Genomic DNA, 14301 nt, shown 5'->3' with positions numbered 1-14301 from the left:
CTGAACGCACGCCAGCGCGAGACGGTGCCCGCCAGCGAACTGGTGGTGGGCGTGCAGTGCGGCGGCAGCGATGCGTTCTCGGGGGTCACGGCCAACCCGGCGGTGGGCTTTTGCACCGACTTGCTGGTGCGCGCGGGGGCCACCGTGATGTTCTCCGAGGTCACCGAGGTGCGCGACGGCATCGACCAGCTCACCGCGCGCGCGACCACGCCGGAGGTGGCCGAGGCGATGATCCGCGAGATGGCCTGGTACGACGCCTACCTGGACAAGGGCCGGGTGGACCGCAGCGCCAACACCACGCCGGGCAACAAGAAGGGCGGGCTGTCCAACATCGTGGAGAAGGCGATGGGCTCGATCGTCAAGTCGGGCAGCGCGCCGATCTCGGGGGTGATCTCGCCGGGCGAGAAGGTCCGGCAGAAGGGCCTGATCTACGCGGCGACACCGGCGAGCGACTTCATCTGCGGCACGCTGCAGGTGGCTGCGGGCATCAACCTGCATGTGTTCACCACCGGGCGGGGCACGCCCTATGGCCTGGCCGAGGTGCCGGTGATCAAGGTGGCCACGCGCAGCGACCTGGCGCGGCGCTGGCATGACCTGATGGATGTGAACGCCGGGCGCATCGCCGATGGCGAAGTGACCATCGAGGAGGTGGGCTGGGAGCTGTTTCGCCTCATGCTGGACGTGGCCAGCGGCAGGAAGAAGACATGGGCCGAGCAGTGGAAGCTGCACAACGCGCTCGTGCTGTTCAATCCGGCGCCAGTGACCTGAGCTGCATCGCTGTCGACGTCAGCGGCGATGCCGACTACAACACAGTGCTTCTTTTTTTCGCTCCCTGGAGTCGCACATGGAAGACCTCAAGAACAAGACGGCCCTCGTCACCGGCGCCAGCACCGGCATCGGCGCAGCGGTGGCCGTTGCGTATGCGTCGCGGGGCATGCGCGTGGCGGTGCACTACAACAGTTCCGCCGATGCGGCCCACCAGGTCGTCGCAACCATCAAGGCCGCGGGCGGTGAAGCCTTCGCAGTGCAGGCCGACGTGCGCGACAGCGCCGCGATCACGCGGGTGGCCAAGGAAGTCAACGAGCGGCTCGGCAGCATCGACGTGCTGGTGAACAACGCGGGCAGCCTCGTCAAGCGGATGCCCATCACCGAATTCGACGACCGGATCTTCGACGAGGTGCTGCACATCAACGCACGCTCGGTGCTGGACTTCTGCCGCGAGGTGGTGCCGCTGATGCGCGCGCAGGGACGCGGGGGCGCCATCATCAACGTGACCTCGGTCGCCGCGCGCCACGGCGGTGGCCCTGGCGCCTACCTGTACGCAGGTGCGAAGGGCTTCGTCAGCACAGCGACGCGCGGGCTCGCGAAAGAACTCGCCGGCGACAACATCCGCGTCAACGCGGTCGCGCCCGGCGTCATCCAGACGCCGTTCCACGATCGCTTCTCGACGCCGCAGATGCTCGAATCCTTCAAGGCGTCGATCCCGATGGCCCGCATCGGCGATCCGGACGATTGCGTCGGCGCCTTCCTCTATCTCGCCTCGCCGCAGCTTTCGGGCTACGTCACCGGGCAGATCCTCGAAGTGAACGGCGGTCAGTACATGCCCTGAACACGGTTCGCTTTTCCATCGACAACAACGGAGACAAAGACTTGAAAACGACCCTTCTGCGCGGCGTGGCCGCGATCTCGGCGGTGGCCGCCTTCTCGCTCGGCCTGGCCGCACCGGCCGCGGCGGAGACGGACTTCCCCAACCGCACGATCGAGCTCGTGGTGCCCTACCAGCCCGGTGGCGGCACCGACGGCCTCGCGCGCACCTTCGCGGATGCGAGCCGCAAGCACATGTCGCAAAGCATGGTCGTCGTGAACCGTCCGGGCGCGGGCGGAGCGATCGGGTGGACCGAGGTCATCAATGCCAAGCCCGACGGCTACAAGCTCGCGGTGCTCACGGTCGAGCTGCTGACCTTGCCGCACCTCGGCCTCGCCAAGTTCAACTACGACGACTTCCAGCCGATCGCACAGCTCAACGCCGATCCGGCCGCGATCACGGTCAAGGCCGACGCGCCGTGGAACACCATCGAGGAATTCCTCGCGGCCGCGAAGAAGAGCCCTGAAAGCGTGCGCGTCGGCAACTCCGGCAACGGCTCGATCTGGCATCTCGCCGCGGCCGCGCTGGAAGACAAGACAGGCGCGAAGTTCGGCCACATCCCGTTCCAGGGGGCGGCGCCCGCCGTGCTGGCACTGCTGGGCGGACACATCGAGGCGGTCGCGGTCAGCCCGGCCGAAGTCTCGACCTATGTGCAGTCCGGCAAGCTCAAGATGCTGATGGTCATGGCGGACCAGCGCGTGAAGGGTTTCGAGAAGGTGCCGACCGCCAAGGAGCGCGGCATCGATGTCTCGATCGGCACTTGGCGCGGCCTCGGCGCACCCAAGAACACGCCGCCCGAAGTGATGGCCAAGCTGCGCGAGATCACCGCCAAGACCGCCGCCGAGCCGATGATGCGCGAGGCGATGGACAAGCTGAACCTGGGCTACGTCTACACCGACGGAGCGGCCTTCAAGGCGACGCTGGCCAAGGACAACGCCTACTACAAGGACCTCATCACCAAGCTCAACATCAAGCCCTGAGGCCCTGACACGCCGCAAAGGCCCCCCCAGTTCAGGAATACCGTGGAACCGGCTTTGCCGGGCCACTGGTATTGCCCCCGGTCGGGGGTGGAGAGCGACACGAAGTGCGCGAGCCTGGGGGCGAGTTTTATCCCTGGAGACATGTTCATGCATCGCCGCACTCTCATCCAAACCGCGCTCGCCTCAATGGCCGGCGCCTTGCCCTCTTTGCCCACCTTCGCACAGTCCCAGTGGCCGAGCGGCAAGACGATCACCTACATGGTCCCCTTCCCCGCCGGCGGCACGACCGACGTGCTCGCGCGGCTGATCTCGCAGAAGCTGGGCACCGCGCTCGGCACCACCGTGGTGGTGGACAATAAGGGCGGCGCGGGCGGCAGCATCGGCTCCGAGATGGCCTCGCGTGCCGCGCCCGATGGGCTCACCCTGCTCGGCGGCACGATCAGCTCGCACGCGATCAACGTCAGCCTCTACCCGAGGATCGGCTACGACCCACAGAAGTCCTTCGCGCCGGTGACGCTGATCGGCACCAATCCGGTGGTGCTGGTGGTCAACCACGCGAGCCCCTACAAGACGCTGAAGGACGTGCTCGAAGCCAGCAAGGCAAAGCCTGGCGGGTTGTCGTCTGCCTCGGCAGGCACCGGCACCTCGCAGCATCTCGCGCTCGAACTGCTGGCGTACAAGTCCGGCGTGAAGTTCACGCACATCCCTTACAAGGGCAGCGGCCCCGCGATCCAGGACGTGATCGGTGGCCAGGTGGACATGATGTTCGACACCACCGTCGTCGCGGGCCCGCACATCCAGAGCGGCAAATTGCGCGCAATCGCAGTAACCTCGGCCAAGCGGCTGCCTTCGATGCCCGACGTGCCCACGGTCGCCGAATCAGGGATTCACGGCCTGGAGAACTTCGAGGTGCTTTCGTGGCAGGCGATCTTCGTCCCGGCGGGCACACCGGCGCCGGTCATCGACCGGCTTCACAAGGAGATCCGCACGATCCTCGCGGAGCCCGACATGCAGGAGAAGCTCAAGAGCTTCGGCATGCTGCCGGCGGACATGACGACCACGCAGATCGCAGCCTTCCAGAAGGCTGAAGTCGAGAAGTGGGCGCAGGTCATCAAGGCCGCGAACATCAAGCCCGAGTAGCGGGACGCGGGCCGCCACTCGGGCGGCCCGCCGTCCGACCCAGCCGGGTCCGGGCCCATCGATAGAATCGCCCACCGCTTTAGCCGAGAACGCCCTTGTCCGATCGCCTCGCCGTCCTGCCGCAGTACCTGATCCCGAAGCAGGCATTGACCTCCTTTGCCGGGTGGGTCGCAGGCAAGGAACGCGGGGCAGTCACCACCTGGATCATCCGGCGCTTCGTCGACAAGTACGGCGTGGACATGGGCGAGGCGCTGGACAGCGACATCGCGAGCTACCGGAGCTTCAACGAATTCTTCACGCGCGCCCTCAAGCCCGGCGCGCGGCCGATCGCCGATGCCGACCTCGTCGCACCGGTCGACGGCGCGATCAGCCAGTTCGGCCCGATCGAGGGCGACCAGATCTTCCAGGCCAAGGGGCACAGCTACTCGACGACCGCGTTGGTCGGCGGTGACGCAGCGCTCGCCGAACGCTTCAAGCGCGGCAGCTTCGCCACCCTGTATCTGAGCCCGCGGGACTACCACCGCATCCACATGCCGTGCGACGGCAGACTCCTGCGGATGACCTACGTGCCGGGCGACCTGTTCTCGGTCAATCCCACGACGGCTCGCGGTGTACCCGGGCTCTTCGCGCGAAACGAACGCGTGGTGTGCGTCTTCGAATCGGCGCGCGGGCCATTCGTATTGACGCTCGTCGGCGCAACCATCGTGGGCAGCATGGCGACGGTCTGGCACGGCGTGGTCAATCCGCCGCGCCCCGGCGAGATCCGCGAATGGCGCTACGACGACCAGCAGGTCGTCTTGAAAAAGGGCGCGGAAATGGGCCGGTTCCTGCTCGGCTCGACAGTGGTCCTGCTGTTCCCTTCCCCGCCGCTGGGCTTCAATCCGGACTGGGCGCCCGCGCGCCCCATCCGCCTCGGCGAAGCGATGGCCAACTACGCGTCGGTCTGAACTCGCAAGCTCACGACCCGCAGCCTGCCTGCCTTCTCAGCTATTAAAGTTGTAGCAATCGACCTTCTGGGCTATATTCGCCGCCCGGCTCGTGGGGTCACGAGCGTGTCACAAGAAGAAAGTAGCCGCACTGGCTGCCGTGTTCCCGAGGAGTCTGATGTCGATGAGTGGCAAGGAAAACGCAGCGATCAGCCAGTTGCTCGCGCTGCTGGAAGCCCGCTACGCGCTGCGCGTTCTCTGGGCCTTGCGGGACGGACATGCCCAGACTTTCCGACTGCTGCAGGACAGCGTCGGCGGCATCACCCCGAACACACTCAACACCCGCATCAAGGAACTGCGAGAAGCCGGCCTTGTCAGCCACGGCCATGAGGGATACAGCCTGACGCTGAGCGGGCAGGACCTGCTCAAGCGGCTTTCGGACCTGCAGGCGTTCGCCGCGAAATGGCAGCAGGGCCAGGCCAAGAAGGCGCCCGCGCCATCGCCGTAGGGCGGCCCGACGGCGTCACGGACTGCAGGACGGCTCCTCCGCCCTCGTTAAACTGCGCGGTTTCGTCCCAAATTCCACAGGAGCGCACCATGCCCACCACCCCCTCCGGCCTGCAGTACGAAGACACCACGGTCGGCGACGGCGCCGAAGCCAAGCCCGGCCATCACGTCCATGTGCACTACACCGGCTGGCTCTACAACGACGGCGTGCAAGGCGCCAAGTTCGACTCCAGCCGCGACCGCAACGACCCCTTCGCCTTCTCGCTGGGCGCCGGCCAGGTCATCAAGGGCTGGGACGAAGGCGTCGCCGGCATGAAGATCGGCGGCAAGCGCACCCTGATCATTCCGCCGTCGCTCGGCTACGGTGCGCGCGGTGCGGGCGGCGTGATTCCGCCGAACGCTACGCTCAAGTTCGACGTCGAGCTTCTCGACGCCCACTGACCGGCTCTCGGAGCCGATGAAATGCGCCGTTTTCGGCGCATTTTTTTCTTGAAAACCCTGCGGCAGACCCCAGTTGGCTGCTTGTCGTTCGTTTTTCGTTGATTTCCGGCTTGGTTGCCGGCCTTTTGAGCATGTCAGACCCGCAAAACACCCAACCGAATCCCGAGACCCTGCAAGGTGCCCCCAGCCCCGAAGAGCTGGAGGCAGCGCAGGCCGCGAACGAAGCCGACGCGCTTGCGGCGGCCCAGGCCGAGATCGCAGCCCTGCAGGCCAAGAACGCCGAACTGGCCGACCAGTACCTCCGCGCCCAGGCCGACGTGCAGAACGCCCGCCGCCGCGCCGATGAAGAAGTCTCCAAAGGCCGCAAGTTCGCCATCGAAGGCTTCGCCGAGAGCCTGCTGCCCGTGCTGGACAGCCTCGAAGCCGGCCTCGCGGTGCAGGACGCCTCGGTCGAGCACCTGCGCGAAGGCACCGAAGCCACGCTGCGCCAGCTCAAGAGCGCGCTGGAGCGCAACAAGGTCATCGAAATCGCGCCGCCGGCCGGGAGCAAGTTCGATCCGCACCTGCACCAGGCCATCTCGATGGTCCCGGCGCCCGGCCAGGACGCCAACACCATCGTCGGCGTGCTGCAGAAGGGCTACACGATCGCCGACCGCATCCTCCGCCCCGCCCTCGTGACCGTCAGCAGCCCGAGCTGAAAGCCAACAAGAAACTCACAGGAAAACCCCAGCCGATCCCTTGAATCGCACCGGGTTATCCACAAGTTCACAACAACCTCATTTTTCAGATCCCCAGGAGCAACAACATGGCCAAAATCATCGGCATCGACCTCGGCACCACCAATTCGTGCGTGTCGATCATGGAAGGCAACACCACGCGTGTGATCGAGAACTCCGAAGGCGCCCGCACCACGCCTTCGATCGTGGCCTACCAGGAAGACGGCGAAGTACTGGTCGGCGCCTCGGCCAAGCGTCAGGCGGTGACGAACCCCAAGAACACCGTCTACGCCGTCAAGCGCCTGATCGGCCGCAAGTTCGAAGAGAAGGAAGTCCAGAAGGACATCGACCTGATGCCCTACACCATCACCAAGGCCGACAACGGCGACGCCTGGGTGGAAGTGCGCGGCAAGAAGCTCGCACCGCAGCAGATCAGCGCCGAAATCCTGCGCAAGATGAAGAAGACCGCCGAAGACTACCTCGGCGAAACCGTGACCGAAGCGGTCATCACCGTCCCCGCCTACTTCAACGACAGCCAGCGCCAAGCCACCAAGGACGCCGGCCGCATCGCGGGCCTGGACGTCAAGCGCATCATCAACGAGCCGACGGCCGCTGCGCTGGCCTTCGGCCTCGACAAGCAGGACAAGCGTGACCGCAAGATCGCGGTGTATGACCTCGGCGGCGGCACCTTCGACATCTCGATCATCGAGATCGCCGACGTGGACGGCGAGAAGCAGTTCGAAGTGCTGTCGACCAACGGCGACACCTTCCTGGGCGGCGAGGACTTCGACCAGCGCGTCATCGACTACATCATTTCCGAGTTCAAGAAGGAACAGGGCGTCGACCTCTCCAAGGACGTGCTCGCGCTGCAGCGCCTGAAGGAAGCGGCCGAGAAGGCCAAGATCGAGCTGTCGAACAGCGCCGCGACGGACATCAACCTGCCCTACATCACGGCCGATGCCTCGGGTCCGAAGCACCTGAACATCAAGCTCACCCGCGCCAAGCTCGAAAGCCTGGTCGATGACCTGATCGAGCGCACCATTGCGCCGTGCCGCACCGCCATCAAGGACGCCGGCGTCAGCGTGTCGGACATCAGCGACGTGATCCTGGTCGGCGGCCAGACCCGCATGCCCAAGGTGCAGGACAAGGTCAAGGAGTTTTTCGGCAAGGACCCGCGCAAGGACGTGAACCCCGATGAAGCCGTGGCCGTCGGCGCCGCCGTGCAGGGCCAGGTGCTCTCGGGCGACCGCAAGGACGTGCTGCTGCTGGACGTGACCCCGCTGTCGCTCGGCATCGAGACGATGGGCGGCGTGATGACCAAGATGATCACCAAGAACACCACGATCCCGACGAAGTTCGCGCAGACCTTCTCGACCGCCGAGGACAACCAGCCGGCCGTGACGATCAAGGTGTTCCAGGGCGAGCGCGAAGTCGCCGCGGGCAATAAGCTGCTCGGCGAGTTCAACCTCGAAGGCATCCCGCCGGCATCGCGCGGCACGCCGCAGATCGAGGTGAGCTTCGACATCGACGCCAACGGCATCCTGCACGTCGGCGCCAAGGACAAGGGCACCGGCAAGGAAAACAAGATCACCATCAAGGCGAACTCGGGCCTGTCGGAAGACGAGATCCAGAAGATGGTGAAGGACGCCGAGCTCAACGCGGCCGAGGACAAGAAGAAGGTCGAACTGGCCCAGGCCCGCAACCAGGGCGAAGCCATGGCTCACAGCGTGAAGAAGTCGCTTGGCGAGCACGGCGCCAGCCTCGATGCCGGCGAGAGGGAAAAGATCGAAGCCGCGATCAAGGACGTCGAGGAAGCCCTGAAGGGTGAAGACAAGTCCGCCATCGAGGAAAAGACCAACACGCTGATGGCCGCCAGCCAGAAGCTCGGCGAGAAGATGTACGCGGACGCACAGGCTGCCGCAGGCGCGGCCGGTGCCGCGGCTGGCGCCGGCCCGGAAGCTGCGAGCGCTCCGGCCGACGACAACGTGGTCGACGCCGAAGTGAAGGAAGTCAAGAAGGGCTGATCCTCACGCCCTGACCCAAGGCTGGACCACTCCGAAAAGGGGGTCCAGCCTTTTCCGCTTCCTGCAGCTGCTTCCTGACGACCTCGCCCCGACCCCATCATGGCCACCAAACGCGACTACTACGAAATCCTCGGCGTCCCCAAGAACGCGAACGAGGATGAAATCAAGAAGGCTTATCGCAAGCTCGCGATGAAGCACCACCCTGACCGCAATCACGGGGACTCCAGCAAGGAAGCGGAGGCCAAGTTCAAGGAGGTCAAGGAAGCCTACGAAATGCTGTCCGACGGCCAGAAGCGCGCGGCCTACGACCAGTACGGCCACGCGGGCGTCGACCCGAACATGCGCGGCCCGGGCGCGGAAGGCTTCGGCGGCTTCGCGGAAGCCTTCGGCGACATCTTCGGCGACGTCTTCGGCGGGCGCGCCGGCGCCCGTGGCGGCCGCCAGGTCTACCGCGGCAGCGACCTGAGCTACGCGATGGAAATCACGCTCGAGGAAGCTGCCGACGGCAAGGATGCGCAGATCCGCATCCCGAGCTGGGACGAATGCGGCACCTGCAAGGGCACCGGCGCCAAGCCGGGCACCAAGCCGATCACCTGCACCACCTGCCACGGCCAGGGCGCGGTGCAGATGCGCCAGGGCTTCTTCAGCGTGCAGCAGACCTGCCCGACCTGCCATGGCTCGGGCAAGATCATTCCGGAACCCTGCACCACCTGCCACGGCCAGGGCAAGATCAAGAACAACAAGACGCTGGAAGTGAAGATCCCGGCCGGCATCGACGATGGCATGCGCATCCGCAGCAGCGGCAATGGCGAGCCCGGCACCAACGGCGGGCCGCCGGGGGATCTCTATATAGAGATCCGCCTCAAGAAGCACGAGATCTTCGAGCGCGACGGCGACGACCTGCACTGCGTGGTGCCGGTCAGCATCACGACCGCTGCACTGGGCGGCGAGATCAGCGTGCCCACGCTCAAGGGGCCGGCGGCGATCGACATCCCGGACGGCACGCAAAGCGGCAAGCAGTTCCGCCTGCGCGGCAAGGGCATCAAGGGCGTGCGCTCGACCTATCCCGGCGACCTGTATTGCCACGTGCGCGTCGAAACCCCGGTCAAGCTCACCGAGCACCAGCGCAAGCTGCTCAAGGAACTCGACGAGTCCCTCAAGAAGGGCGGCGACAAGCACAGCCCGACCGACAAGGGCTGGTTCGACAAGGCCAAGGAGTTCTTCAGCTGATTTCGAAGCCGCCCTGCGCCCGCAGGCAGCGCGAGGTCGGCCCGGACAGCAGCGCGACGAAACGCTGGGCGAGCGCCGGATTTCGCGCGGTGGCGCTCACGGCGGCCGTGTAGACCGTCGCGAGCTCGAAAGCCTCCGGCAACGGCCCGGCCAGCGCGATGCCGGGCGTGTACTTGATTTCGGTGATCTGCGTGCAGCCGATCGCGCCGTGGCGCGGTTCCGCCGCCAGTTCGCGCATCGCCGTCGCGCCATTCGGAAAGGTGCGCAGCCGCGTCGCCACATCATTGGCAAAGCCGAGCTTCGTCAGCACCGACGCGAAGTGGATGCCCGCGGTCGAGCGCTGCGCATCGGGGAAGTAGATCGCGCTCGCAGCGAGCAGGCTGTCCCTCAGCTCATCGGGCGTGGAGATCGCGGGCACCGGATCGCCCGCGCGAACTGCGATGCCGGTGCGCACGCGGCCGAGCGGGGCCTCCGAATCCAGAATCAACCGTCGCTCGTCCTGCAGTTCAGCCACCATGGGCGCGGTGACGACCATCACGTCGCACGGCTCGCCGGCCAGCAGCGCCTCTTTCATCGCACCCACCGCGCCGAAGCGCCCTTCGACCTTGGCGCCGGTCAGCTCCAGGAAGACGCCCTGCAATGCCTTGACCAGGCCCTGGGCCGCGCCCGCACAAAGAATGTTCATTGATCTGCCTTCGCGCCAGAAATCTTGACGACGCGCGCCCACTTGGCGATGTCATCGTTCATGTAGCGGGTGAAATCGGCGACGTTCATCGTCATCGGGGTTGCCCCCTGCGCCTTCCACGCGCGGATCACGTCGGGATTCGACGCGATCTTGACCACTTCGGCGTTGAGACGCTCGACGATGGCGGGAGGGGTGCCCTTCGGCGCCATCAGGCCCAGCCAGATGGTGGCCTCGTATTTGGGTACGCCGGCCTGGTCGACCGTTGGCACGTCCGGCATCACGGCCGAGCGCGCGAGACCGGTGGTCGCCATCGCCTTCACCTTCCCGGCGCGCACGTGCTCGCTCATGGTCGGCACCGCGTCGAACATCATGTCGACCTGCCCGCCGAGCACGTCGGTGCGCGCGCCGGCGCTGCCGCGGTATGGAATGTGCAGGATCGACACGCCCGCCATCGCCTTGAAGAGTTCGCCGGCCATGTGGTACGGGGTGCCCGGGCCGGACGAGGCGTAGCTCAGTGCGCCGGGACGGGATTTCGCCATCGCGATGAGCTGCCCCAGGTCATCGACAGGCAGGCCGCTGCGGGTGACGAGCACCAGGTCGGAATAGTTGATCGCGGCGACCGGCGTGAAGTCGCGCATGAGCTGATAGGGCTTGTTCGGAATCAGCGACTCGTTGACCGTGTGCGCGTTGGACATCAGGAGCAGCGTGTAGCCGTCCGCCGGGCTCTTGGCGGCGGCATCGGTGCCGATCACCGAACCGGCACCGGGCCGGTTGTCCACCACGAAGCCCTGGCCCAGTGCCTCCTGCAGACGGCCGGCGACGAAACGCGCATACACGTCCGCCGGGCCGCCGGCCGCAAAGGGCACGATGACGCGGACCGGACGGGTGGGGTAATCCTGCGCGCCAGCCCATGGGGCCGCCACGACCAGTGCCGCGGTCATCCAGGCGCGAATCGCCGGTCGCGCACGCTGAATCCCATGCCTCATGACTTTGTCTCCGGACTTCAGGCGAGTGGATCCCGCCCTGATTGGTATCGATTGGTATACTTGCTCGCCAATCGGAAACCAATATAGCGAGCACCCGGACCGGGGTCAATGCAAGGCCGGGTTAGTCCGCAACCCGGTGTGGCGTGGGCGCCAATCAGAAGCCGAGCAGGTTGCGGCGCACATGCACCAGATGCCCGAGGCAAAGCTCCGCCGCCCGGGCGCTGTCGCGATCCTTCAGCGCCGCCACGAGGTCGCGATGCTCGCGCTGGTATTCGAGCCGCCGCTCGGGCGTGGCGCTCCGGCGCTTGAGCATGCCCCACTCGCTTTGCGCCCGGACCTCGTTCATGCGCTGGAAGACGGTGGAGATGAAACTGTTGTGCGCGGCGTCGGCGATCGCCTCGTGCAGCTTGCCGTCCCACAGCTCGAACTCCTCGATGGTCGCGGCCGCCTCGCCCTTGTCGCAGCACTGGTCCATCCTCTCGAAATCCGCTGCCGTCGCGTTGCCGATCACCATCGCGATGATCGCGGGTTCCAGCACGAGGCGCGCACTCATGAGCTCCGCCGGACTGGTGGCGAGCGGCGATTCACCGCTGCTGATGTCCGCCAGCGCACGGCCTACATCGTGGCTGACGTAGGTGCCGCTGCCGACGGTCTGCGTGATGAGGCCGCGGGTCTTCAGATCGCCGAGCACCCGCCGCACCGTCGATCGGCTCAGCCCGAATTGCCCGCACAGCTCGCGCTCGGTCGGCAGCCGGTGGCCGGCACGCCAGGCGCGCGACTTCAGGTTCTCGAGAATTGCTTCCCGCAGGGTCAGGGCACTGTGCACGATGGCGGAACAGGATGAGTGGGTGGGACGCACCGATCGTATCAACGTCGATGCGGGTGCCGGACTCTATTGTGCACTTGGTATCGCATTGGTAGCATTTGGTCTGTCAAAAGGAGATCATTTTGCGCATTGCCACCTTCCAATATCAAGGCCGTCGGCAGGTCGGCCTCGTCTCGGCCGATGGCCAGACGGTGTCGCCGTTCCAGATCGAGCCCCCGCGCACCCGACGCGGCGCACTCTCGCTCATCGAGGCGCAGGCCACCGGCGACTCCCGCCTGCCGGCGACCGGCGAGGCCGTGGCGCTCGGCGCTGTCCGGCTCGAAGCACCGCTGCCCATGCAGCGCCGCAACATCTTCTGCGTGGGGCGCAACTACCACGCGCATGCGAAGGAACTGTCGGGATCCGTGTTCAAGAACAGCGCCGCCAAGGTCGATTCATGGCCGATCGTATTCACCAAGGTGCCGGAATGCGTGATCGGCCCGAACGACGAGGTGCACCTGCCCGGTGAAGCGATCTCGGCGCAGATCGACTACGAAGCCGAACTGGCGGTGGTGATCGGCAAGCCCGGCCGCAACATCACGCGCGAGGCCGCCATGTCGCACGTTTACGGCTACACGATCGTCAACGACGTGACCGCGCGCGACGTGCAGATGCGGCACCAGCAGTGGGATCTGGGGAAGTCGTTCGACACCTTCTGCCCGATGGGCCCGTGGATCGTCACCGCCGACGAGCTCGACGGGACCGATACCCGGGTCCGCTGCTGGGTCAACGGCGAGCAGCGTCAGGACGGTCTCACCACCGACCTGATCTTCGACATCCCGACGCTGATCGAGACCTGCTCGCGCGGCATTACGCTGAATGCGGGCGACGTGATTGCCACCGGGACGCCGGCCGGGGTCGGCATGGGCCTCACGCCGCCGCAGTACCTCAAGTCGGGCGACGTGGTCCGGATCGAAATCGACGGCCTGGGCGTGCTGGAAAACCGGTTCGTGTGATTCGCCGATCCGACAGCATTCAAACACCACGAGACGGAGACAACATATATGAACGCATCACGACGCGCGCTGCTGCAGATGGGGCTGCTCGCGACGGCGGGGATTGGCGCTGTACCCGCCGCCTTGGCGCAGGGCGATTGGCCCCAGAAGCCGATCACCATGGTCGTGCCCTTCCCGCCCGGCGGCGTGGCCGACACGGTGGCCCGGCCGGTGGCCGAGGCCTTGTCGCGCGAACTCAAGCAGCCGGTGGTTGTCGACAACCGGGCCGGAGCCGGCGGCGCGGTGGGCATCGGTTTCGTCGCCCGCGCACCTGCGGACGGTTACACCGTGCTTCTGAGCCTGTCGTCGATCTCGATCCTCCCGGAAGCGGACGCGATCCTGGAGCGCAAGCCTGCCTACCAGATGAACCAGTTCAAGCCGATCGCGCGCTTCACCGCCGATCCGACCGTGCTGGTGGTGCGCGCCGATGCACCATGGAAGAACCTGGCGGAGTTCATCGCCGACGCGCGCACCAAACCGGGCACCTACAACTACGGCAGTTCCGGCAACTACGGCACCATGCACGTGCCGATGGAGATGCTGAAGAACGCCGCCGGCTTTCGCATGACGCACATTCCGTACACCGGTGCGGGGCCCGCGGTCATGGCCCTGCTCGCCGGCCAGGTGGACGCAGTGGCGAGCGGACCGGCTACCGTCGTGCAGCAGATCAACGCCGGCAAGCTGCGCGCGCTTGCGCATTGGGGCGATCAGCCGCTCGCGGCGCTGCCCGGCGTGCCCAGTCTGCAGCAGGCCGGATACGACGTGAAATTCGCGCAGTGGTCGGGCCTCTTCGTTCCGGCCGGAACGCCGGACGAAGTCGTCCGCAAGCTCCGCGCGGCTTCGGCCAAGGTCGCTGCGGACCCGGCGGTGGCACAGGTGATCGAAAAGGCGGGCAGCCCGCTCGCGTATCTCGATGCGCCGGCGTTCCAAGCCTACTGGACTGCGGATGCAAGCACCATGACGGAAGCGGTCCGGAAGATCGGCAAGGTCGAGTGAGCGCGATCTTGGGCAGCGGTTCGAACCGCAAAGAAGAAAAGGCGGCCCATCGGCCGCTTTTTTGCTGCGCGCCGCTGTTTATGAATATGCAGAGATTGTCGCGCCATTCACGTTTATTCGTATGCCGCCGACTCGCGTCGCGCGTTCGATTGGAAATACAGCGTC

At 66.1% G+C, this 14301-nt stretch carries 14 protein-coding genes and 1 pseudogene; 12 read left to right on the top strand and 3 right to left on the bottom strand.

The genetic code is table 11. The features are described 5' to 3' along the window. The 10 genes and pseudogenes from BLW05_RS34935 to dnaJ all read left to right on the top strand — a co-directional run. Positions 1-768: pseudogene (locus BLW05_RS34935) on the top strand (UxaA family hydrolase); the annotation flags it as partial. A gap of 76 nt (positions 769-844) precedes the next feature. After that, a complete protein-coding gene (locus BLW05_RS34930) occupies positions 845-1609 on the top strand; it encodes an SDR family NAD(P)-dependent oxidoreductase (RefSeq protein ID WP_093169475.1) in 765 nt (254 codons plus the stop codon). Between the two features lie 41 nt (positions 1610-1650). Further along, positions 1651-2625, top strand: a complete 975-nt coding sequence (locus BLW05_RS34925; RefSeq protein WP_093169473.1) for a Bug family tripartite tricarboxylate transporter substrate binding protein — start codon at positions 1651-1653, stop codon at positions 2623-2625. A 147-nt stretch (positions 2626-2772) separates the two neighbouring features. Continuing rightward, entirely contained in the window at positions 2773-3765 is a 993-nt protein-coding gene (locus tag BLW05_RS34920) for a Bug family tripartite tricarboxylate transporter substrate binding protein (protein ID WP_093169488.1), read from the top strand. 95 nt (positions 3766-3860) lie between these two features. Beyond that, positions 3861-4712 carry an archaetidylserine decarboxylase gene (gene asd / locus BLW05_RS34915; protein WP_093169471.1) on the top strand — a complete coding sequence of 284 codons (852 nt, stop codon included), beginning with the start codon at positions 3861-3863 and terminating at the stop codon, positions 4710-4712. Between the two features lie 163 nt (positions 4713-4875). After that, positions 4876-5199 (top strand): winged helix-turn-helix transcriptional regulator, encoded by a 324-nt coding sequence (locus tag BLW05_RS34910; RefSeq protein WP_093169486.1) that lies wholly within the window; start codon positions 4876-4878, stop codon positions 5197-5199. An 89-nt stretch (positions 5200-5288) separates the two neighbouring features. Continuing rightward, complete coding sequence (locus tag BLW05_RS34905) at positions 5289-5639, top strand: FKBP-type peptidyl-prolyl cis-trans isomerase (protein WP_093169469.1); 351 nt, start codon at positions 5289-5291, stop codon at positions 5637-5639. A gap of 131 nt (positions 5640-5770) precedes the next feature. Further along, the gene (grpE, locus tag BLW05_RS34900; RefSeq protein WP_093169467.1) at positions 5771-6337 is read left to right on the top strand and encodes a nucleotide exchange factor GrpE; all 567 of its coding nucleotides are present in this window, start codon (positions 5771-5773) and stop codon (positions 6335-6337) included. Positions 6338-6444: 107 nt separating this feature from the next. Then, positions 6445-8379 carry a molecular chaperone DnaK gene (dnaK, locus tag BLW05_RS34895; protein WP_093169466.1) on the top strand — a complete coding sequence of 645 codons (1935 nt, stop codon included), beginning with the start codon at positions 6445-6447 and terminating at the stop codon, positions 8377-8379. 99 nt (positions 8380-8478) lie between these two features. After that, positions 8479-9609, top strand: a complete 1131-nt coding sequence (gene dnaJ / locus BLW05_RS34890) for a molecular chaperone DnaJ (protein WP_093169464.1) — start codon at positions 8479-8481, stop codon at positions 9607-9609. On the opposite strand, the gene BLW05_RS34885 is transcribed toward dnaJ, so the two are convergent. From BLW05_RS34885 to BLW05_RS34875, 3 genes are all read right to left on the bottom strand, one after another. Then, positions 9602-10294 carry a molybdate ABC transporter substrate-binding protein gene (locus BLW05_RS34885; protein WP_093169462.1) on the bottom strand — a complete coding sequence of 231 codons (693 nt, stop codon included), beginning with the start codon at positions 10292-10294 and terminating at the stop codon, positions 9602-9604. The two genes, dnaJ and BLW05_RS34885, sit on opposite strands and share 8 nt — an antisense overlap. Continuing rightward, positions 10291-11280: a tripartite tricarboxylate transporter substrate binding protein gene (locus BLW05_RS34880; protein ID WP_256330648.1), complete on the bottom strand. Its 990-nt coding sequence runs from the start codon at positions 11278-11280 to the stop codon at positions 10291-10293. Before BLW05_RS34880 ends, BLW05_RS34885 begins: the two co-directional genes overlap by 4 nt. 154 nt (positions 11281-11434) lie before the next feature. Further along, positions 11435-12139, bottom strand: a complete 705-nt coding sequence (locus BLW05_RS34875; RefSeq protein ID WP_256330647.1) for a FadR/GntR family transcriptional regulator — start codon at positions 12137-12139, stop codon at positions 11435-11437. An 89-nt stretch (positions 12140-12228) separates the two neighbouring features. Between BLW05_RS34875 and BLW05_RS34870 the strand changes: the two genes are divergently transcribed. Together BLW05_RS34870 and BLW05_RS34865 are read left to right on the top strand one after the other, a co-directional pair. Beyond that, a complete protein-coding gene (locus tag BLW05_RS34870; protein WP_093169460.1) occupies positions 12229-13101 on the top strand; it encodes a fumarylacetoacetate hydrolase family protein in 873 nt (290 codons plus the stop codon). A 48-nt stretch (positions 13102-13149) separates the two neighbouring features. Further along, complete coding sequence (locus BLW05_RS34865) at positions 13150-14136, top strand: Bug family tripartite tricarboxylate transporter substrate binding protein (RefSeq protein WP_093169458.1); 987 nt, start codon at positions 13150-13152, stop codon at positions 14134-14136. Positions 14137-14301: the final 165 nt, after the last annotated feature.

Origin of the sequence: Variovorax sp. YR216, from assembly GCF_900107745.1 — a bacterium.
In the GTDB taxonomy this organism is placed as follows: Bacteria; Pseudomonadota; Gammaproteobacteria; order Burkholderiales; family Burkholderiaceae_C; genus Variovorax.
This window is presented reverse-complemented; position numbering and strand designations above follow the sequence as displayed.

What these genes read in the sequence shown, in the direction of transcription:
- BLW05_RS34930 (WP_093169475.1), top strand. Translation starts at nt 845, where the DNA reads ATGGAAGACCTCAAGAACAAGACGGCCCTCGTCACCGGCGCCAGCACC.
- BLW05_RS34920 (WP_093169488.1), top strand. Translation starts at nt 2,773, where the DNA reads ATGCATCGCCGCACTCTCATCCAAACCGCGCTCGCCTCAATGGCCGGC.
- BLW05_RS34910 (WP_093169486.1), top strand. Translation starts at nt 4,876, where the DNA reads ATGAGTGGCAAGGAAAACGCAGCGATCAGCCAGTTGCTCGCGCTGCTG.
- BLW05_RS34905 (WP_093169469.1), top strand. Translation starts at nt 5,289, where the DNA reads ATGCCCACCACCCCCTCCGGCCTGCAGTACGAAGACACCACGGTCGGC.
- grpE (WP_093169467.1), top strand. Translation starts at nt 5,771, where the DNA reads ATGTCAGACCCGCAAAACACCCAACCGAATCCCGAGACCCTGCAAGGT.
- dnaK (WP_093169466.1), top strand. Translation starts at nt 6,445, where the DNA reads ATGGCCAAAATCATCGGCATCGACCTCGGCACCACCAATTCGTGCGTG.
- dnaJ (WP_093169464.1), top strand. Translation starts at nt 8,479, where the DNA reads ATGGCCACCAAACGCGACTACTACGAAATCCTCGGCGTCCCCAAGAAC.
- BLW05_RS34885 (WP_093169462.1), bottom strand. Translation starts at nt 10,294, where the DNA reads ATGAACATTCTTTGTGCGGGCGCGGCCCAGGGCCTGGTCAAGGCATTG.
- BLW05_RS34880 (WP_256330648.1), bottom strand. Translation starts at nt 11,280, where the DNA reads ATGAGGCATGGGATTCAGCGTGCGCGACCGGCGATTCGCGCCTGGATG.
- BLW05_RS34865 (WP_093169458.1), top strand. Translation starts at nt 13,150, where the DNA reads ATGAACGCATCACGACGCGCGCTGCTGCAGATGGGGCTGCTCGCGACG.